Origin of the sequence: Ideonella aquatica (assembly GCF_018069755.1) — a bacterium.
GTDB lineage: Bacteria > Pseudomonadota > Gammaproteobacteria > Burkholderiales > Burkholderiaceae_C > Ideonella > Ideonella aquatica.
Genome location: NZ_JAGQDE010000010.1, coordinates 1 through 19184, shown reverse-complemented (window position 1 = coordinate 19184; position 19184 = coordinate 1). Strand labels below are relative to the sequence as shown.

Below are 19184 nucleotides of genomic sequence, written 5' to 3'. Positions count from 1 at the left end.
TCAGCGGGGCAGCGGGCCGGCGCCATCTACGGCGCGGGTGACCCAGATGCGAGGCGGATCGCCGTCAGGGCTGCGGTAGCCTGCCTCGACGGCGGCAGCCACACGCTCGGTCTGGTCGGTCGGCATCAGGGCGACGCAGCAGCCGCCAAAGCCACCGCCTGTCATGCGTGCGCCGCCCTGCGGCCCGATCTCGGCCTGAAGCAAGGTCACCAGGTCATCGATGGCGGGTACCGTGATCTCGAAATCATCTCGCATCGACACATGCGATTCGGCCATCAGACGTCCCATGGTCACCAGGTCGCCGCGGGTCAGCGCCTCATGGGCGGCCAGCGTGCGTGCGTTTTCTGTGATCACATGGCGGGCGCGCCGGAACACGACATCATCCAAGTGCCACCCAGCGGCCACCAGCTGGGTCAGGGAAGCGTCCCGCAGGTGGCTGACGCCCAGATGCCGTGCGGCTTGTTCGCACTGCTGCCGACGTTCGTTGTAGGCACTCTCGACCAGGCCGCGGCGGACGCGTGAGTGCACGATCATCACCGCCATATCGTCGGGCAGCGGAGCTGGGCGGGCCTCCAGGCTGCGGCAGTCGATCAGCAGCGCGTGGTCGGCGCGGCCGCAGGCCGAGATCAGCTGGTCCATGATGCCGCACTGGCAGCCGACGTAGTCGTTCTCGGCGGCCTGTGCCAGCTGCGCCAGCCGCGTGGGCGAGGGCACGGGCGAGTCCAGCAGCGACTTGAGCGCCTGCAGCACCGCCACTTCCAGCGCCGCCGAGGAGGACAGCCCGGCGCCCTGCGGCACGTCGCCGGCGATGGCCAGGTTGGCGCCGGCCAGCGGCAGGCCTTCCCGCACGGCCATCTGTACCGCACCGCGGACGTAGTCGGCCCAGGCCGAGCGGGGACCGGCATGGGCAATGGTCTCACCGAGCGTGAACTCGTCGCCGGCATGGTTCAGGTCGGCGGCAATGACGCGCACCCGGCCGTCGCGGCGCGGGCCGATGGCGACCACGGTGTGGAAGTCGATCGCGCAGGGCAGCACGAAGCCGTCGTTGTAGTCGGTGTGCTCGCCGATCAGGTTGACGCGGCCGGGGGCCTGCACCAGGGTCTGGGGCGGGGCATCGAAAGCGCCGATGTAGCTGGCGATGGCGCGCTGGATCAGGGGACTGCTCATGACTGCTCGCGCTCGCGGTAGTGGGTGGCGGGCAGGGCGCGCAGTCGGGCGGCGGCCTGCTCGGGCGTCAGGTCGCGCTGTGCCTCGGCCAGCATCTCGAAGCCGACCATGAACTTGCGCACCGTGGCCGAACGCAGCAGCGGCGGGTAGAAGTGCGCGTGCAGCTGCCAGTGGGCTGTGTCGCCGTCGCCGAAGGGCGCACCGTGCCAGCCCATCGAGTACGGGAAGCTGCACTGGAACAGGTTGTCGTAGCGGGCAGTCAGTTCGCGCACGGCGGCGGCCAGGTCCTCGCGCTGCAGATCGGTCAGATCCGGCAGGCGCTGCACCGCGAAGCGCGGCAGCAGCAGGGTTTCGAAGGGCCAGGTGGCCCAGTAGGGCACGATGGCCAGCCAGTGGGCGTTGCTGACCACCACGCGCTCACCGCCCGCCTCGCGCAGCGCCACGTCCAGCAGCAGCGGGCGGCCGTGGGCGGCGCGGTAGGCGAGCTGTTCGCGGTCCTCGGTGGCGGCCTCGTTGGGCAGGAAGTCGCAGGCCCAGACCTGGCCATGCGGATGCGGGTTGGAGCAGCCCATGGCCGCGCCCTTGTTCTCGAACACCTGCACCCAGCGCCAGCGCTGGCCCAGCTCGGCGCTCTGTGCGCACCAGGTGTCGACCACCGCGCGCACCTCGGCGTGCGCCAGCTCGGGCAGCGTGCGGCCGTGGTCGGGCGAGAAGCAGATGACCCGGCTGGTGCCGCGCGCCACCTGGGTGCTGAACAGTGGATCGGCCGCCTCGGGGGCGTCCGGGGCGTCGGCCATCATCGCGGCAAAGTCATTGGTGAAGACGAAGGGGCCGCGGTAGTCGGGGTTGCGCTCGCCGGTGACACGGGCGTTGCCGGCGCACAGGTAGCAGCCGGGGTCGTGGGCGGGCGCGCGGCGCTCGTCGGCGGCCTCCTGGGCGCCCTGCCAGGGGCGCTTGGCGCGGTGCGGCGACACCAGCACCCACTGGCCGGTCAGCGGGTTGCGGCGCCGGTGCGAGTGCTCGGCGGGATCAAAGGCCTCGGACATGGCTCAGAGCTTGTGCAGGTGGACGATGAAGCCGGTCTCGGCCAAGCTGCGCGGCAAGGGCAGGCCACCGTGCCGCAGCCAGTCGCCGTCCAGCACCACGCCTTCGGGCGTGCGCAGGGTGTCGAAGAAGGGCGCGCTGCCGCAGTAGAGCTGGCCCTCGGGCAGGCCGTCGGGCGTGACCACGCGCAGTCGGTAGCGCGCGCCGGCCTCCAGCATCGACAGCTTGGCCGTGCGCTGATAGCGGTGGCCGCTGGGCGCCGTGCGCAGGCTGATGAAGAGGAAGTCGTCGCCCCCGGGTTGGCCGTGGACCTGCCAGACCACATGGTCGCCGGCTTCGCCCAGCCAGGTGCGGCTGGCATGGATGTGGTCGCGCCACTGCTTGTACAGCGCGATCCAGCCGCACAGCTGCTGGCGGGTGTCGGCGTCCAGGTGGCGCACGTCCAGCTCCACGCCCAGGTGGCCGCTGAGGGCCACAGCGCCGCGGTAGGCCATGGCCTGGCTGCGGCCGGTGGAGTGCGCCGGCGCGGTGCCGATGTGGGCGCCCATCACCTCGGGCGGGAAGAACTGCAGGAAGTGGCGCTGGATCGACACCCGCGAGCCGGCATCGATGCAGTCGCTGGTCCAGACGCGGTGGGTGTGGCGCAGCACGCCGAAGTCGATGCGGCCGCCGCCGCCGGAGCAGCTCTCGATCTCCAGCGCCGGGTGCTGGTCCAGCAGGCGCTGCATCAGTGCGTAGGCGGCATCCACCTGCACATGCCAGCCGGGCCGGCCATCGGCCAGACCGGCCGCGGCCAGGTCGCGGTTGTGGTCCCACTTGATGTAGCTGATCGGCAGCGTGGACAGCAGCGCGTCGATCTTCTCGAACAGGTACTGCGACACCTCGGGCCGCGAGATGTCGAGCACCAGCTGGTGGCGCGCGGTGAGCATGGGACGGCCGTGAAGCTGCAGCGCCCAGTCGGGGTGGGCCCGGTGCAGCTCGCTGTCTGGGTTGACCATCTCGGGCTCGAACCACAGGCCGAAGGCCATGCCGCGCGCCACGACATGGTGCGCCAGCGGCGCCAGGCCGTCGGGGTACTTGCTGGGGTCGGCCCACCAGTCGCCCAGGCCGGCGCGGTCGTGGTGGCGGCCGAGGAACCAGCCGTCGTCCAGCACGAAGCGCTCGACGCCTACCTCCGCAGCGGCATCGGCCAGCGCCATCAGGTCCGGCAGCTGGTGGTTGAAGTACAGGCCCTCCCAGGTGTTGAGGTGCACCGGCCGCGGCTTCATGCGCCCGCCCTTCCAGGGCAGGCGGCGGCGCAGTTCGGCGTGGAAATTGGCGGCCAGGCCATTCAGGCCGGCGGTGGACAGGCTGGCCACCACCTCGGGCGTGCTCAGCGACGCGCCGGGGGCGAGGAGCACCTCACCGGGCGCCAACCACTCGCCCAGCTGCCACTGGTAGCTGCCGTCGTGCAGCCACTCGATGCTCTGCTGGTGGTTGCCCGACCAGGCCAGGTGGGCGCCGAAGACCAGGCCCTGGTGCTCGGTGGCGCCGGGGGTGGTGACCACCGCGCCTGGCCAGTTGTCGTGGCTGGTGCGGCCGCGCCGGCTCTCGCGACGCCAGGTGCTGCGCGACAGCGCATCCGCTTGCAGCAGGAACTCGTGGTTGTGCTGGCCGGCGAAGCTGCGCACCGCATTCGCCTCGGCCGGCAGGGGCAGCGTGGCGGCGGCCAGCCACTGAATCTCCAGGGGTGCATCACCCAGGTTGCTCAGCGTGGTCTGCACGCGCAGCACGTCGTGCGCATCGAGCGACAGCGTCAGCCGCGCCTGCAGGCGCGCGGTGTCGTCGTGCAGCAGCAGCTCCAGCGCGCGGCTCGGCTCGCGCCAGTGCACCTCAGCTCGCTGGAAGGCCAGCGAGAAATCGCGCCCGTCGCGGTGCGCCAGCAGCGCGCTCTGGCCGAACCAGCCTACGCCGAAACCCGGCATCACGGTGAGCGGCTGGTCATGGTCGAGCATGAAGGACGGCAGTGGTCGGCTCTCGCGCAGGGGCAAGCCGGGCGTGCTGCCGTCGGCCAGGCGCGGCCCCCAGTAGCGCCACAAAGGACCTTCGTCGGTGTGGTGCTCAATCACCAGGGAGCTGTCGCGGCCATGCAGGACGAGGAACTCGGCCGGGCTGTTGGGCAGGGCGGTGTAGGTCATGGCGGGGGTCTTTGGCGTGAGGGACTCAGGCGGTCAGGGCCAGGGACTGGTCGGCGATGTCGACACGGCGTTCCAGCGCCCAGCCGTCGGCGTCGAAGAGGTGCAGGTGGCTGGCTGGCAGCGACATCGCCACCCGCTGGCCCGGCTCGGCGCAGGCACGGCCGTCGACCCGCAAGACCCAGGGCAAGCCGGGGGTGCCGCTGTCGAGGTAGAGGCAGGTGCTGTCACCCAGGCGCTCCTGCCACAGCACTTCGCGCACCAGGTGCTGGGTGCCGGCGCCGGCCTCGGCGTGCTCGGGCCGGATGCCCACCTGCACCTCGGCGCCAGGCGTCAGGCGCTGCGCATCGGCGGCCACCGTCAGCTCGGTGCCGCAGCGCAGGCGCACCCGGGCCTCGGCCGGTCCGGCCGACAGCAGCGTACCGGGCAGGAAGTTCATTTTGGGTGAGCCGATGAAGCCGGCGACGAAGACGCTGCGCGGGTGGTGGTAGAGCTGTAGCGGCGTGCCGAACTGGGCCACGCTGCCGTGCCGGGCGACGGCCTCCCCGGCGTGCAGCAGCAGGATGCGGTCGGCCAGGGTCATGGCCTCGACCTGGTCGTGGGTGACGTAGATCGTGCTGGCCTGGCCGAAGCTGCGGTGCAGGCGAGCGATCTCGAAGCGGGTCTGGGCGCGCAGCGCGGCGTCCAGGTTGGACAGCGGCTCGTCGAACAGGAACACGCCCGGCTCGCGCACGATGGCACGGCCGATGGCCACGCGCTGGCGCTGGCCACCCGAGAGGGCCTTGGGCTTGCGGTCAAGGTAGGGCTGCAGTTGCAGCACACGTGCTGCCTCCTGCACCTTGGCGTCGATCACGGCCTTGTCGACCTTGGCCAGCGTCAGGCCGAAGGCCAGGTTCTCGTAGACAGTCAGGTGCGGGAACAGTGCGTAGCTCTGGAAGACCATGGCCACGCCGCGCCGCGCCGGAGCCACGTCGTTCATCTCGCGGCCACCGATCAGCAGACGGCCGCTGCTCAGCCGTTCCAGACCAGCGATGCTGCGCAGCAGGGTGGACTTGCCGCAGCCCGACGGCCCGACGAACACGCAGAACTCGCCATCGGCCACGGCCAGGTTGACGTCGCGCAGCACCGTCACGGCGTTGCCGTAGGACTTGTGGGCGGATTGGAGTTCGACGCTGGCCATGGGGAGGTGGAGGGCTGGGAACGGGACCGGATTGTCGCGTTGATAATATTATCAATCACTGGTGATAACCCGCAGCCGTCGCGCGCTCACGCACCCGATAGGGCATAGAGCGGGTTCGCTGCGGGTTGTCCCTCATGATTGCTGAAGTGAATGCTAATAACATTAGCGCCATGACGGACCATGAAGCCCCCGCCCAAGCGGCCTGGCGCACCGCGCTGCCCGGTCGCGAAGCCTGGACGGCCTGGGCCATGATTGCGCCCGCGCTGCTGGGCTTTGTGCTGTTCTACGCGCTGCCGGCGCTGCGCGCGGTGGAAATCAGCTTCACCGACTGGAACCTGCTGCGTCCGCCACGTGACGTGGGCTGGGCCAATTACCAGCGCCTGTGGCACGACGAACGCTTCTGGCAGGGCATGAAGCTCTCGCTGGGCTACGCGCTGATGAACATCCCGCTGCAAACTATGCTGGGCCTGGGCCTGGCCGTGGCGATGGACCGGCTCACGCGCTCGCTGTTCGTCAAGTCTGTGGTGCTGCTGCCCTACCTGCTCAGCAACGTGCTGGTGGCGCTGGTCTGGCTGTGGATGCTGGACCCGGCGCTGGGCGCGGTCAACGCGCTGATCGAGCAGCTGGGTGGCGAGCGCCAGCCCTTCTTCTCGGGGGCCGACCAGGCCCTGGCCACAGTGGCGGCGGTCAACGTCTGGCGCCACATGGGCCTGGTGGCGATGCTCTTTCTGGCCGGGCTGCAGAACATTCCGCGCACGCTCTACGAGGCCGCGGCGATGGAGGGCGCCAGCGAGTGGCAGATGTTCCGCCGCATCACGCTGCCGCTGCTGCGGCCGGTGATGGTCTTTGTGCTGGTGACCAGCGTGACCGGCTCGCTGCAGATCTTCGACACCGTGGCCGTGACCACCAAGGGCGGTCCACAGGATGCCACGCGGGTCATCGTGCACTACATCGTCCAGAACGCCTTCGGCTTCCTGAAGATGGGCTATGCCTCGGCGATGTCGATGGTGCTGTGCGCGGTGATGCTGCTCTACACGGTGCTGCAGATGCGCCTGATGCGCGCCGACCAGAACGACCTGGCCTGAACCATGGACCACGCCTCCCCGAACCCGCCGCCCGGCCTTGGCCGCCTGCTGGCCTGGGCTGCGCTGGCTGCCATGCTGGTGCTGACCGTGGCGCCGCTGCTGGTGATGCTCAAGACCGCTGTCGAGCATCCGCAGGCGCTGTACGCGCATGCGGCCGACTGGTGGCCCAGTGAGCCGACGGGGGTCAACTTCGTGCGCGTCGCCGGCGGCCTGGATGCCGAGCAGAGCCTGGCGCTGGGCGGCTCAGGTGCCGAGGTCAACTTTGTCCGCGCCCTGCTGAACTCGCTGCTGTTCACGGCGCTGGTGGTGATCCTGCAGACCACCAACAGTGCAATGGCGGCCTATGCCTTCGCACGGCTGGAGTTCCCCGGACGCCGTCTGATCTTCGGCGCCTTCATCGGCTCGATGATGCTGCCCGGCGTGGTGCTGTTCATCCCCAACTTCATCCTGATCCGCGACCTGGGCTGGCTGGGGACAATGGCCGGCATGGTGGCGCCCTTCGCGCTGATGTCAGGCTTCTCGATCTTCTTTCTGCGGCAGTTCTTCCTGTCGGTGCCGCGTGACCTGGAGGAGGCGGCCCTGCTGGATGGGGCCTCGCACTTCTACATCTTCCGCCGCATCGTGCTGCCGCTGTCCACCACCCCGCTGGCCACCATCGCCATGCTCACCGGCATCGGCGCCTGGAACGAGTTCTTCTGGCCCTTTGTGGTGTCGCCGGGCGAGGACATGCAGGTGCTGCCGGTGGCGCTGCAGGCCTTCAAGTCACAGACCCCGCAGGGCCAGATCGACTGGTCCGGCCTGATGGCCGCCAGCACGATCACCGTGCTGCCGACGTTGCTGCTGCTGATGGTCTTCGGGCGGCGGGTGGTCGAGTCGGTGCAGTTCAGTGGTGGCCGGTGAGGACGTGATGATGCGCGCAAGCAAGACCTTGGCCGCACTGGCCGCTGCGCTGCTCGCGGCCGGGGCCAGCCACGCCGCCGCGGCGCCGGTGCAGTTGCGCCACCTGCTGTGGGACGCCAGCCAGCGCCCGATGTACCAGCAGTGCGCGCGCGACTTCGAGCGCCTGCATCCCGGTGTGCAGGTGCGGGTGCAGCAGCAAGGTTGGGACGACTACTGGAGCAGCCTGTCCACCGGCTTCATTGCCAACACCGCGCCCGACGTCTTCGCCAACCACCTGAGCAAGTTTCCCGAGCAGGTCGACAACGGCGTGCTGCTCGACATTGCGCCGCTGGCACAGCGTGACCGCGTCGATCCTGCCGCGTACCTGCCAGGCCTGTACGACAACTGGTCGCGCCAGGGTCGACAGTACGCGCTGCCGGCCGATTGGGATACCGTGGCGCTGCTGGTCAACCTGGACATGACACGCCGCGCTGGCATCGCCGATGAGGCCCTGCAGCGGCTGGACTGGAACCCCCGCGATGGCGGCAGCTTCGGCCGCCTGATCGCCCGCCTGACCCGCGACGAGGCCGATCGCGACGCACTGGACCCCGCCTTCGACAAGCGCCGCGTCAAGGTCTTCGGCTACCAGACACCGGCGGCCGGCGGCATGATGGGCCAGACCGAGTGGAGCCATTTCGCCGTCTCCAATGGCTGGCGCTTCCAGGATGCGCCCTGGTCGCAGGTCCTGCACTACGATGACCCGCGACTGGCCGAAACGCTGGACTGGCTGGCCGCACTGCCTCGGCGCGGCGTCTCGGCCACACCGCAGCAGCTCGGTCGCCTCGGCGCCGAGACCCTGTTCACGATGGGCCGCGTGGCCGTGGTGCCCATCGGCGCCTGGATGACCGGGCAGATGGCCCGCCAGCTGAAGTTCCCCCACGCCTGGGTGCCGCTGCCGGTCGGTCCCGGCGGGCAGCGCACCAGCATGATGGGCGGCATCGGCCACGTCATCTGGAAGGGCACCCGTCATCCTGAGCAGGCCTGGCAGTGGGTGCGCTACCTGGGCTCACCCGCTTGCCAGCAGGTGGTGGCGCAGGCCGGCGTCGTCTACCCGGCGATTCGCGGCCTGGCCGAGGTGGCGCTGCAGGCGCAGAGTCGCCTGGGTGCCGACGCGCGGGTCTTTCTGGCCACCGCGCAAGGCAAAACCTTCGCCCCGCCGATCGTCGCCAACGCAGCCGAGATCAACGAGGTGCTGGACTCGGCGATGCAGCGCATCCTCTTCAGCGGCGAGCCCGCCGGCCCGCTGCTGCGCGAGGCCAACCGCCAGGCGCGGGCGCTGGCGGCACGCTGACTCAGCGCGGGTCGCGCAGCGCTTGCAGTCGCAGGCCGTCCAGCGCCATCGGCGCATCGACCTGAAGCTGCGCCAGCTGCCAGGGCTGACGGTTGAAATGCAGGCTGGTCATCACGCTCAGGCCGTCGTCGGCGAAGAGTTCCGCCACACCGCGGTCGAACCACAGTGCCACGTGGCTGGCGCCGCCATCGACCAGGCGCGGGGCGCTGTGGCGGGTGGCGAAGCTGGGGTGGAAATCCACCTCGCCGCTGGCGCGGCGGTCGATCCACCAGCGCTGCGCCCGGGCGTCGTAGCCCAGGTGCAGGCGATCGCCCAGCCCGTTGCCCAGGCTCAGCGTGAAGCCCTGCAGGGCCGAGGTCGACAAGGTCAGCAGGAAGCAGCCGTCGGTGTCTGCCAGCGCGGCCGACAGGTCCAGCGGCGCGTCCAGCCGCTGTGCGCCCAGCTCCAGCACCGGGGCCTGCACCAGGGCCAGCAGCTCGCGCGCCGGCTGCGACGCCAGCAGCAGCTGTCCGCCTGCGCCGCTGCGCAGCACCAGCTCGCGCGGCAGCGTCATCGCGCCGCGCCAGGGCGCGGTGGGCACCTGGGTGGCGTACTGCCAGTTGCTCATCCAGCCGATAAACAGCGCTCGGTCATCGACACCCGACCAGGTGACGCCCGCGTAGTTGTCGGGCCCGAAGTCCAGCCAGCGCACCTGGGTGTCGTCCGGTGTGAAGCGGTGGCCATCGAACTGGCCGATGAAATACTGGGTGGCCGAGCCCCCGTTGGGACCGCCCGGTGTCAGACTGACCAGAAGCACCCAGCGCGTGCGGCCGTCGGGTCCGGGAAGCGGAAACATGTCCGGGCATTCCCAGACGCCGCCATGGGCCCCGAGACCGGCGCCGAACTCGCTCTCCAGAGTCCAGTGCCTGAGATCGTCAGCGCTGTAGAAGCAGATGCGGTCGCCACAGGCCAGCGCCATCAGCCAGCGCTGCCGTTCAGGCAGCCAGCGCAGCTTGGGGTCGCGGAAGTCCTTGCGGCCTGGGTTGGGCAGCACCGGGTTGCCGGCGTAGGGGGTCCAGTTCAGGCCGCCGTCGAGGCTGAAGGCCAGGCTCTGCCGTTCGTGGGTGATGCCGCCGGCGCGGTCGGCGTCCATCGCATGGTGGGTGAAGGCGGCCACCAGCGGCTGACTGCCAGCCGGGCCGAGGCCGCTGCGGTTGTCGGCGTCGACCACCGCGCTGCCCGAGAAGACCATGCCCAGTTCATCGGGCGCCAGCGCCACCGGCTGCTCCTGCCAGCGTAGCAGGTCGGTGCTGGTGGCGTGGCCCCAGTGCATCGGCCCCCACACGGCGCTGTGCGGGTGGTACTGGTAGAACAGGTGGTACACGCCCTGGTGGAAGACCAGACCGTTGGGATCATTCATCCACATCGCCCGCGGCGTGTAGTGGAAGGCGGGGCGCCATTGCAGCGTGGCCGCGGGCGCTTGGGCAAAGCTGTACATGGCGGTCAGGGCGAGCCCAAAAAAAGCGGGGAGCGTATCGCTCCCCAGAACTCTCGTCGCAAGAGAGGCATCAAACGTTGACGGGCCGCGCAGCGCAGTGCTCGGCCACGAAGTGATCGTGACCTGGCAGGGACTCGGCGGTCTGGGCCATGGCCTGACGCTGGCGCTCCAGCATGGCGTCGGCATCGACCGTGCGCAGATCAACCAGCGGGTCGTGGCCCTCGGGTTCGTTGAACTGGCCCATGTGTACGGCCAGCCAGCTCTGCGGGCCGAACAGGTCATTGCCCCGGCTGACCAGCCGACCGCTGCGGCGGAAGTGATCGATCTTCCATTGCAGCGACTCGGGCACGGCCATCTCGCGGCAGGCACGCCACATCGGCTCGGGGCGGTCGTTGAGCTTGTAGTGCAGGATGATGAAATCGCGGATGCGCTCGAACTCTTCGATGCCGATGCGGTTGAACTCGTCGCGCGTGAGGGCGTCCATCCGCCGGTCGGGGAACAGCGCCAGCAGGCGCGAGATGCCTGACTGGATCAGGTGCAGGCTGGTCGACTCGAGCGGCTCCATGAAACCGCTGGCCAGGCCGAGGGCCACGACATTGCGGTTCCAGAACAGGCTCCGCCGACCGGTGGTGAAGCGCAACAAGCGCGGCTCCGCCAGCGCCTGGCCGTCGAGCCGGGACATCAGCGTGGCGGCAGCCTCGTCGTCGGAGATGAACCGGCTGCAGTAGACATGACCGTTGCCGGTGCGGTGCTGCAGCGGGATGCGCCACTGCCAGCCGGCGGCGTGGGCAGTCGAGCGGGTATAGGGCGTGAAGCCGCCTGGCACCGAGGCGCAGGGCACGGCCAGCGCGCGGTCGCAGGGCAACCAGTGGGTCCAGTCCTCGTAGCCGGTGTGCAGCGCCTCTTCGATCAGCAGTCCGCGGAAGCCCGAGCAGTCGATGAACAGGTCGCCAGCCAGCACCTGGCCATCGACCAGCTGCACCGAGGCCACATGGCCGTTCTCGGGCTGCAGCGTGACCTGCTCGATCTTGCCCTCGACCCGCCGCACGCCGCGCGCCTCGGACAGCTCACGCAGGTAGCGCGCATACAGGCCAGCGTCAAAGTGGTAGGCGTAGTCGAAGCTCGACATCACTGAGCGCGGGTCGCCCACCGGGCGGGCGAAGCGGTTGCGCCGCGCAATGGCCCAGGCCATCGAGTATTCGTCGATCGGCGGCAGCTGCAGGCGCTGGCGCGAGCGCAGCCAGTACTGGTGCAGAGGCGCCAGATCAAACGCCAGGCCGTGCGGTCCGAAGGGGTGGAAGTAGCTGTGTCCGCTGCGCCCCCAGTCGACAAACTGGATGCCCAGCTTGTAGCTGCCCTGGGTGCGCCGCATGAACTCGGCCTCGTCGATGCCCAGCACCTGATTGAAGGTGCGGATCGGCGGGATCGTGGCCTCGCCCACGCCGACCGTGCCGATCTCGTCGGACTCGACCAGCGTGATGCGGCAGCGCCGGGTGTCGACCGCCTTGGACAGGGCGGCGGCGGCCATCCAGCCGGCCGAGCCGCCGCCGACGATCACGATGTCTCGCAGCGCCTGGGGGTTCTGGAGGTCGTTCATGGCTGGACAGGGAATGTGCGGGGGTCCGATTCTGTATCGTGGCCGGCCTGTCGCGAAAGCCCACCGGGGCGCTCGCGACAGGCCGGCGGCGCTGCGGGCCGGACAGGGGCCGAAGCCCACTGTCCTGCGCTGCAACGCTGCCGGCGCAGCGCCGTCAGAAGGCGTAGCGCAGCGTCACGCTGGCGGTGCGACCGGCCTCGGGACGCAGCTCGACGATCTGCTGACCGTTGAGGTTGCTCGGGCCGCCGACGCCGCCCGACGAGGCCACCTTGTTGAACAGGTTGCTGACGTTCAGGTTGATCGACGTGTTGTCGCTCAGCTGGTAGCTGGCGAAGGCGTTGAAGATCGCGCGGCCAGCGACCTGGGCGGTGTCGAAGTCGTTGTTCCACACTGCGGTCTGGCCCCACATCGTGCCGCCCACGGTGAGCTGCCCAAAGGTGTAGCGCGGCGACAGGCTGTAGATCCACTTCGGCTGGCCACCCGGGGTCTTGCCCACCGTGCTGTTGCCGGTGGCGTCGCCCACCAGGTCCTTGGTCACGGTCTGGTCTGTGTACACAGCGTTGGCGTTCAGGCCGAAATTGCCCCAGCTCAGCGCCGACTCCAACTCCAGGCCATTGGCCTTGAAGCCCTTGACATTGAGCTTCGGACCGACGGTGCGCGTCTGGTCGTAGTCGTACTCTTCGGTGGTGGTCTGGAACAGCGTGGCGAACAGGCCGAAGTTGCCGCCGTCGAACTTGCCGCGGTACTTGACGCCCAGCTCCTTCTGCTTGACCGTCGCCACGGCGTACTGCTCAAGTCCGGCGGTCAGCGCGCCGGTCTTGGCGTCGACGAAAGGCGAGAACAGCAGACGGTCGGCGATCGCGCGGCCACCCTTGCTGACGCGGGCGAACACGCTCAGGTCCTTGGTGGCGCGGTAGTTGGCACCCAGCGAGTACGAGGTGTAGCTGGTGTCGTAGTTGATCGGGCTGCGGTTGACGTTGTCCACCAGGTAGACGTTCTTCTCGGCGCCACTGATCGTGCCATTGCCGTCGACGTCGAAGCCGCCAGTGACCTGCTTGCCGCCGGCGTAGCTGCCGCGGGCCTTGAAGTTGTCGCGGCGCAGCGCGCCTTCGAAGTCGAAGTCACCCGACTCCAGGTTCAGCGCCAGGTAGGGCGCGGTGTTGGAGTAGTGCGCGTCGATGTCGCGGGCGCAGCAGCCGCCCCACTGGTTGTTGTAGCCGGTCAGGCCTGCGGTGGTCAGCGCATTGCCGGCACCATCGTAGATGTCGATCAGCGCACCGTTATGGCCAATCTCCATCACACGCTCGCTGATCTGCCACTGCTGCACGATGTCCTGCTTGGACATGTACAGACCGGCCTTGGCGTTGAGCTTGCTGCCCGAGAGGTCGAAGTTGCGGCTGACACTCAGGTCATTCGCGAAGTGGCCCATGTCGGGCGACTGCTGGTTGATCGCCGCGCCTTGCGAGACCAGTCCGGTCTTCAGGTTGGCGGTGGTCACGGTTTGGCCGGCCAGCGCGCCGTTGAAGTACTTGGCCGAGGCGCCACCGAGGTTGCCGAGCACACCGGCCAGGGTGTTGGTGCTCCAGAACTGGGTCTGGAACGAGCTGGAGGTGCTGCTGATCTTGAAGCGGTCCTCCACCGTCCAGCCGCCCACCTCGTTCTTGAACTCCAGCCCGACGGCCTTGGAGCTGACGGTGATGCCGTTCGAGATGTTGGCCACACCGGCACGACCGGTGAACAGGTCGGCGGTGGGCATGGTCTGGTTGTAGATCGACAGCTGCGATTCGGTGCGGATGTCGAAGTTCTTCAGCGCGCTCATGCCGGACACCGAGGTGCCGCTCACGCTGGCGACGGCCGGCATGCCGGTGTAGGTCGGGGCGTTCTCGTCCAGCACCTTGAAGTAGCCGCGGACATAGCCCTTGCCACCGTTGAAGGTCTTGGTGATGTTGCCCTTGAGCTGGTAGCCGTGCAGCGAGCTGGTGTCGGACTTGCGCGGACCTTCGCCATCGCGGAAGTAGCCGCCGATGTGGTAGGTCAGGTCGCTGGCCAGACGGCCACCGTAGTCGGCGTCGACGCGCGTCTCGTTGTAGTTCAGGCCACGGGTCAGGGCCACCGAGCCGCCGGGCTCATTGCCGGTCTTGCTGATGTAGTTGATGACGGCGCCCGGGGCCTGCGATGCCAGCGTGGCGGCCGAGCCGCCGCGCAGGGTCTGGATGCGGTCGACGTTGTTGTCGAAACGGATGAAGTAGTCGTTGTTGCCGAAGTTCATGTCGCCGAACTCGACGACCGGCAGACCGTCCTCCTGGAACTGCACGAACTTGGCGCCGCCGGAGGCGATCGGCAGACCGCGCACCGCGATGTTGGAGTTGCCGCCGGGACCGGCCGAGCTTTCGGCGCGGATGCCGGGAATCAGCTTCAGGACTTCGGCTTCGGAGCGTGCGCCCAGGTTGGTCACCTGTTCCTGGTCAACGTCGGTCACCGAGACCGAGCTGCGCATCTTGGACTTGGCCTGGGACGTGCCGGTCACGACCACGCGGTCCAGGCCGACCGCGTCGGCCTTGGCGTCAGCGCTGACGGCGTCCGCCGGCTTGGCGTCCTGAGCATGGGCCGGCAGGGCCAGCATCGCCGCGAAGGACGAGGTGGCCAACAGCGCGGCGATCTGGTTCAGGCGCGGGGCCTGGGGGTGCTTTTTCATGAGGTCTCCTCGCGGGAAAGGGGCAGTGGCGGTGGAAAGGAGCCGGCTCGGGTGCTCAACTGGCCGGCTTGGTCGGAAATCTAGAGGGTTTGCAAATAATTAGCAATCGATTGCAACACAGGGAAAACCCGAAAAATGCGTCAGATATGCAACGCCGGCTGGTGTCTCGTGTGGGATGTCGGGCAATCGTCTGTGCAATCGATGCGCAGTCGCGTTCACGCTGCTGCCAATTCGGCCTCACTGTGGGCGATGCGATGCTCCCGCGCGCGCAGATCCAGGTGCAGCTCGGCCCAGTGCTCGCCGTCGCTCCAGCGCAGCTTCAGCTCGTGGGCCTCGCCGGTCAGCAGCTCGAAGCGGCCGTTGAACGCCGGGTGGCTGTTGCGCAGGCGGATCAGCTCGCACAGGCGCTGCACCACCGGGCGCTGCAGCTGGGCGTCGATCTCGGCCTCGGTGTAGTGATGGCGGTTGATGTCGCGGCCCACGCCGCTGCGCGCGAGCAGCGCCATGTCGTTGTGGCCGGCCAGCAGGCCGACGTAGTAGACCTGGGGCACGCCGGGCAGGAAGAACTGCAGCGCGCGCGCGGCCAGGTAGGCCTCGTCGTCGCGGCCCAGCGCGTCGTAGAAAGTGCAGTTGACCTGGTAGAGGTCCAGGTTCGACGCGGCGGCGCCGGTGGCCTGGCGGCTCTGGCCGGCGCTGTTGTCGTGCATCCACTCGACCAGCGCGTCCAGCTCGGCCGGCGGCACCAGGCCGGGGCTGCCGGCGCGGTCGGCGGCGTCGGCACCGATGTCGATGATGCCGATGCCGTCGTGGGTGTCCAGCACCGTCAGCGCGTTGGTGGGGCGCACCGCGATCCACTGCTTCAAGGCGTCGCTGCGGCCGGTCATCAGCGCATGCAGCGCCAGCGGCGGCAGCGCGAAGTCATAGACCCAGTCCACCCGCGCAGCAATCTCGATCTGCTTGCGGTAGTAGCTGTGGATCTCGACCAGCACCTCGATGCCCAGCGCCTTGGCCTCAGCCGCGAAGCGGTCGATGAAGGCGAAGGTCTCGGGCATCATGAAGCAGCTGTCGCCGGCCTTTTTGATCGCGTAGCCCACCGCATCGAGCCGCACCATGCGGATGCCGGCCTCGGACAGCGAGCGCAGGATGCCGCTGAGGTAGTCCTGGCCCAGCGGGTGGGTGACGTCGATGTCGACCTGCTTGGACGTGAAGGTGGTCCACAGGATGCGCTTCTCGCCGTTGGCCAGTACCGCATAGGTCAGCGGCAGGCCGGGGCGCGGGCGGTAGACCTTGAGCAGTGCCTCTTCGGTGGCGCCCTGCGGGAACACGCGGTCCAGGGTCAGGAACAGGCCGTCGTATGTCGAGGCGCTGCCGTGGGCCGAGAAGTCCTTGAACTGCGGCGAGTCCGAAGACATGTGGTTGACGATGACGTCCGCCATCACCTCGACGTCGCCGGTCAGGTCGGCGATGTCCGACCAGGCGCCCAGGCGCGGATCCACCCGCGTGTGGTCGATCGGGTCGAAGCCGGCGTCCGAGCCGTCGATCGGGAAGTAGAAGGGCAGCAGGTGCACGCCGCCGAACAGCCCCTGCAGCGGGCCGCGCAGCAGTTGCTGCAGCGTGCGCACGTCGCCGCCGCCGAGGCGGTCGACATAGGTGATGAGCTGAACCTGGTTTTTCATGCGTGGAAGGGGTGGTGGGTCAGCGAACCAGCAGCCACAGCCGGGCCAGGTCGGCGGCGCCGTCGGTGGTGGTGATGGCCTTGAACTGGGATTCGGCAGCCGGGCGCTGGCCAGCGGCCAGCAGCGCCGCGCCGTAGCGCAGGCGCGCGTCGTCGGGGTGCTTCTGCACGCCCTTGGCCAGGCCTTCGGCCATCAGCGCCAGGCCTTTGTCGGCCTGGCCATAGGTCAGCAGGGCCTGGCCCATGGCCACCAGCGGGGCGCCGTCGCGCGCCTTGCGGGCGGAGTCTTCCGAGGCGGCCAGGGCCGACTTGTCGTCGGCCACCGCCTTGTCGGCGCCGGTCTTCAGGCGCTGGTGACGCTCGGCCTGCGCGCCCTTGCCGAGCACGCCCTTGGCATAGCCTTCGTCGACCACCGCCTGCGCCTCGCCGGGCACACCGGCCTGCAGCGCCAGCTGGGCCAGGTCCAGGTATTCGCTGGCGTCTTCCAGCGCGCCCACGCGGCGTGCCAGGCGCAGCGCATCGACCTGCAGGCGGTCAGCAAATCCTGTTCTGCGCGAGATGCGCGAGACCAGATCCGCCCAGTACTCGGTGCGCGGGTGGTGGGTGACCAAGCGCTCCAGCGCCTGGGTGTAGCCGGCCTCGTCGCCGGTCTTCATCAGGCTGAAGGCCAGCAGCTTGAGCTGCTCCTCGCTGGGGGTGCGGCCGGCGGCCTCGTCGGCGCTGATCAGCGGCAGCACCTCGCGCGCGGTGGCGGCCAGGTCGTTGCTGGCGTACAGCGCCTGGACCAGGGCCACGCGCACCGCGGGCTCGGTGCCGCCCTCGGCGAAGTAGCGGCGCGCCCAGGTCACCGCGGCCTGCGGCTGCTGGTTGCGCACGGCCAGGGCCGACAGCGTCTTCAGCACCGCCAGCAGGTCGGCACCGGCCAGTCGGCCACTGGTCACGGCGGCCTCGAAGGCTTGCTGGGCCAGCGGCGAGTCGCCGGCCTGCAGCGCGGCCGAGCCCTTCATGCGGTCGGTGATGAAGACCTCGTAGGGGGTGCGGCCGGGCACGGCCTCGGCCTCCTTGACGCGGGCCAGCGCGTCGGCGGACTTGCCGGCCTTGATCGCGTCCTGCGCGGCCTGCAGCGGCTTGGCCACCTCGGGGCGCAGCACCTCCTTGTCCTGCGCGTGCGCGTTGCTGCAGACGAGCAAGGCCGCCAGCGTGGCGGCGCGAAGCATCGGGCTGGTCATGCGCGTCCTCACATGAACTGTTCGTTGCCGACGATGCCGATCTTGGTGACGCCCAGGCGCTGCGCCTCGGCCATCACCATCGCGACATGCTTGTAGGTCACCAGCTTGTTCGGACGCAGGTGCACCTCGGGCTGGTCGGGCAGCTGGGCGATGCGGTAGAGCTTGGCCTGCAGCTCGCCGCGACCCGGCACCGTCTCGCCGTTCCAGGTGATCGTGCCGTCGAAGTCCACGTCGATGCGGATGATCTCCGGCGGCGTGGGCGGCGGCGCGCTCTGGCTGTTGACCGGCATGTTCATCTTCACCGCGTGCGTCTGCACCGGGATGGTGATGATGAACATGATCAGCAGCACCAGCATCACGTCGATTAGCGGCGTGGTGTTCATGTCCACCATCATGTCGTCGTCGGACGACCCCACACTCATGGCCATGGGCGTGTCTCCTCAGGATCCGTTGGGCGGCGGCTCGGTGACGAAGGCCACCTTGGCGATGCCGGCGCGCTGGCAGGCCACGATCAGCTTGCCGATCGATTCGTAGCGCACCCCTTCGTCGCCGCGGATGTGGACCTCGGGCTGCGGCTCCTTGACCGACTCTTTCTTCAGCGCCTCGACCAGCGCCTGGTTGTCGGGCATCAGCTTGGTGTTCCAGTAGACGTCGCCGTCCCTGGACACGCCCAGCAGGATGTTCTCCGGCTTGGTCACGGTCACCACGTTGCGCTCCTTGGGCAGCGACAACTGGATCGACTGGGTGATCGCCGGCACGGTGATCAGGAAGATGATCAACAGCACCAGCATCACGTCCACCAGCGGCGTGGTGTTGATGCTGGAGTTCATTTGCTCTTCGCCGTCTTCGGCGGAGCCAACGCTCATGGCCATGGCAGTGACCTCAGCGCTTGCCCGACAGCAGCACGTTGTGCAGGTCGCCCGAGAAGGCGCGGACCTTTTCCATCACGCTCTTGTTGCGGCGGATCAGCCAGTTGTAGCCCATCACCGCGGGCACGGCCACGGCCAGGCCGAAGGCGGTCATGATCAGCGCCTCGCCCACCGGGCCGGCGACCTTGTCGATCGAGGCCTGGCCGGCGATGCCGATGGCGGTCAGCGCGTGGTAGATGCCCCAGACGGTACCGAACAGACCCACGAACGGCGCGGTGGAGCCCACCGTGGCCAGGAAGGCCAGGCCGTCCTGCAGGCGGCTGTTGATGTTGTCGCTGGCGCGCTGCACGCTCATGCCGATCCAGGTGTTCAGGTCGATGTTCTCGACCAGCGTGCCCTCGTGGTGTTCACTGGCCTTGAGGCCCTGCTCGGCGATGTAGCGGAAGGCGGTGCCTTCGGCCAGGGTTTCAGCGCCCTTGCGGATCGAGCCGGCCTTCCAGAAGGTGTCGGCGGCGGCCTGGGCGCTCTTGAGCATCTTGTGCTGCTCGACCAGCTTGGTGATCAGGATGTACCAGCTGCCCATCGACATGATGACCATGATCACGGCCGTGCCTTTGGTGACGAAGTCACCGTCGCGCCACATGGCTTCCAGGCCGTAGGGGTTCTCGACGGCTTCCTTCTTGACCTCAGGGGTGATGGCGGGCGCGGCGGCCTCGGCCACCGGTGCGGACGCGCCTTCCGGCGCGGAAGCTTGGGCGAAGG

The 19184-nt window shown here is 68.9% G+C and carries 15 protein-coding genes; 3 read left to right on the top strand and 12 right to left on the bottom strand.

Annotated elements, in window-relative coordinates; translation table 11 throughout:
- The 4 genes from galK to KAK06_RS12470 are packed head-to-tail and all read right to left on the bottom strand — an operon-like array spanning position 1 to position 5565.
- Positions 1-1167, bottom strand: a complete 1167-nt coding sequence (galK, locus tag KAK06_RS12485) for a galactokinase (protein ID WP_210802442.1) — start codon at positions 1165-1167, stop codon at positions 1-3.
- Complete coding sequence (locus KAK06_RS12480) at positions 1164-2213, bottom strand: UDP-glucose--hexose-1-phosphate uridylyltransferase (protein ID WP_210802441.1); 1050 nt, start codon at positions 2211-2213, stop codon at positions 1164-1166. The genes galK and KAK06_RS12480 overlap by 4 nt, the downstream gene beginning before the upstream one ends.
- A gap of 3 nt (positions 2214-2216) precedes the next feature.
- Positions 2217-4388, bottom strand: coding sequence for an alpha-galactosidase (locus KAK06_RS12475; protein ID WP_210802440.1), 2172 nt, complete (start codon positions 4386-4388; stop codon positions 2217-2219).
- Positions 4389-4413: 25 nt separating this feature from the next.
- Positions 4414-5565 carry an ABC transporter ATP-binding protein gene (locus KAK06_RS12470; RefSeq protein WP_210802439.1) on the bottom strand — a complete coding sequence of 384 codons (1152 nt, stop codon included), beginning with the start codon at positions 5563-5565 and terminating at the stop codon, positions 4414-4416.
- A gap of 170 nt (positions 5566-5735) precedes the next feature.
- Between KAK06_RS12470 and KAK06_RS12465 the strand changes: the two genes are divergently transcribed.
- From KAK06_RS12465 to KAK06_RS12455, 3 genes are read left to right on the top strand one after another with little or no spacing between them, the layout of a single operon-like run.
- Positions 5736-6650, top strand: coding sequence for a carbohydrate ABC transporter permease (locus KAK06_RS12465; RefSeq protein ID WP_247652829.1), 915 nt, complete (start codon positions 5736-5738; stop codon positions 6648-6650).
- A gap of 3 nt (positions 6651-6653) precedes the next feature.
- The gene (locus tag KAK06_RS12460) at positions 6654-7550 is read left to right on the top strand and encodes a carbohydrate ABC transporter permease (RefSeq protein ID WP_210802437.1); all 897 of its coding nucleotides are present in this window, start codon (positions 6654-6656) and stop codon (positions 7548-7550) included.
- Between the two features lie 7 nt (positions 7551-7557).
- Complete coding sequence (locus tag KAK06_RS12455) at positions 7558-8880, top strand: ABC transporter substrate-binding protein (protein ID WP_210802436.1); 1323 nt, start codon at positions 7558-7560, stop codon at positions 8878-8880.
- 1 nt (position 8881) lies between these two features.
- On the opposite strand, the gene KAK06_RS12450 is transcribed toward KAK06_RS12455, so the two are convergent.
- The 8 genes from KAK06_RS12450 to KAK06_RS12415 form a co-directional block, all read right to left on the bottom strand.
- Positions 8882-10357, bottom strand: a complete 1476-nt coding sequence (locus tag KAK06_RS12450) for a glycoside hydrolase family 32 protein (protein ID WP_210802435.1) — start codon at positions 10355-10357, stop codon at positions 8882-8884.
- A gap of 70 nt (positions 10358-10427) precedes the next feature.
- Complete coding sequence (locus tag KAK06_RS12445) at positions 10428-11954, bottom strand: tryptophan halogenase family protein (RefSeq protein WP_210802434.1); 1527 nt, start codon at positions 11952-11954, stop codon at positions 10428-10430.
- Between the two features lie 154 nt (positions 11955-12108).
- Positions 12109-14649 (bottom strand): TonB-dependent receptor domain-containing protein, encoded by a 2541-nt coding sequence (locus tag KAK06_RS12440; RefSeq protein WP_210802433.1) that lies wholly within the window; start codon positions 14647-14649, stop codon positions 12109-12111.
- Positions 14650-14864: 215 nt separating this feature from the next.
- Positions 14865-16325, bottom strand: a complete 1461-nt coding sequence (gtfA, locus tag KAK06_RS12435) for a sucrose phosphorylase (protein WP_210802432.1) — start codon at positions 16323-16325, stop codon at positions 14865-14867.
- Positions 16326-16344: 19 nt separating this feature from the next.
- Entirely contained in the window at positions 16345-17553 is a 1209-nt protein-coding gene (locus KAK06_RS12430; RefSeq protein ID WP_210802431.1) for a tetratricopeptide repeat protein, read from the bottom strand.
- 8 nt (positions 17554-17561) lie between these two features.
- Complete coding sequence (locus KAK06_RS12425) at positions 17562-17981, bottom strand: ExbD/TolR family protein (protein ID WP_210802430.1); 420 nt, start codon at positions 17979-17981, stop codon at positions 17562-17564.
- A 12-nt stretch (positions 17982-17993) separates the two neighbouring features.
- Entirely contained in the window at positions 17994-18425 is a 432-nt protein-coding gene (locus tag KAK06_RS12420; RefSeq protein ID WP_210802429.1) for an ExbD/TolR family protein, read from the bottom strand.
- 10 nt (positions 18426-18435) lie between these two features.
- The coding region (locus KAK06_RS12415; RefSeq protein ID WP_247652828.1) for a MotA/TolQ/ExbB proton channel family protein at positions 18436-19184 on the bottom strand (749 nt) is incomplete at its 5' end.

Excerpts from the sequence above, each read along its gene's own strand:
- KAK06_RS12475 (WP_210802440.1), bottom strand. The coding sequence starts at position 4,388 with ATGACCTACACCGCCCTGCCCAACAGCCCGGCCGAGTTCCTCGTCCTG.
- galK (WP_210802442.1), bottom strand. The coding sequence starts at position 1,167 with ATGAGCAGTCCCCTGATCCAGCGCGCCATCGCCAGCTACATCGGCGCT.
- KAK06_RS12445 (WP_210802434.1), bottom strand. The coding sequence starts at position 11,954 with ATGAACGACCTCCAGAACCCCCAGGCGCTGCGAGACATCGTGATCGTC.
- gtfA (WP_210802432.1), bottom strand. The coding sequence starts at position 16,325 with ATGAAAAACCAGGTTCAGCTCATCACCTATGTCGACCGCCTCGGCGGC.
- KAK06_RS12470 (WP_210802439.1), bottom strand. The coding sequence starts at position 5,565 with ATGGCCAGCGTCGAACTCCAATCCGCCCACAAGTCCTACGGCAACGCC.
- KAK06_RS12430 (WP_210802431.1), bottom strand. The coding sequence starts at position 17,553 with ATGACCAGCCCGATGCTTCGCGCCGCCACGCTGGCGGCCTTGCTCGTC.
- KAK06_RS12460 (WP_210802437.1), top strand. The coding sequence starts at position 6,654 with ATGGACCACGCCTCCCCGAACCCGCCGCCCGGCCTTGGCCGCCTGCTG.
- KAK06_RS12465 (WP_247652829.1), top strand. The coding sequence starts at position 5,736 with ATGACGGACCATGAAGCCCCCGCCCAAGCGGCCTGGCGCACCGCGCTG.
- KAK06_RS12425 (WP_210802430.1), bottom strand. The coding sequence starts at position 17,981 with ATGGCCATGAGTGTGGGGTCGTCCGACGACGACATGATGGTGGACATG.
- KAK06_RS12455 (WP_210802436.1), top strand. The coding sequence starts at position 7,558 with ATGATGCGCGCAAGCAAGACCTTGGCCGCACTGGCCGCTGCGCTGCTC.
- KAK06_RS12480 (WP_210802441.1), bottom strand. The coding sequence starts at position 2,213 with ATGTCCGAGGCCTTTGATCCCGCCGAGCACTCGCACCGGCGCCGCAAC.
- KAK06_RS12420 (WP_210802429.1), bottom strand. The coding sequence starts at position 18,425 with ATGGCCATGAGCGTTGGCTCCGCCGAAGACGGCGAAGAGCAAATGAAC.
- KAK06_RS12450 (WP_210802435.1), bottom strand. The coding sequence starts at position 10,357 with ATGTACAGCTTTGCCCAAGCGCCCGCGGCCACGCTGCAATGGCGCCCC.
- KAK06_RS12440 (WP_210802433.1), bottom strand. The coding sequence starts at position 14,649 with ATGAAAAAGCACCCCCAGGCCCCGCGCCTGAACCAGATCGCCGCGCTG.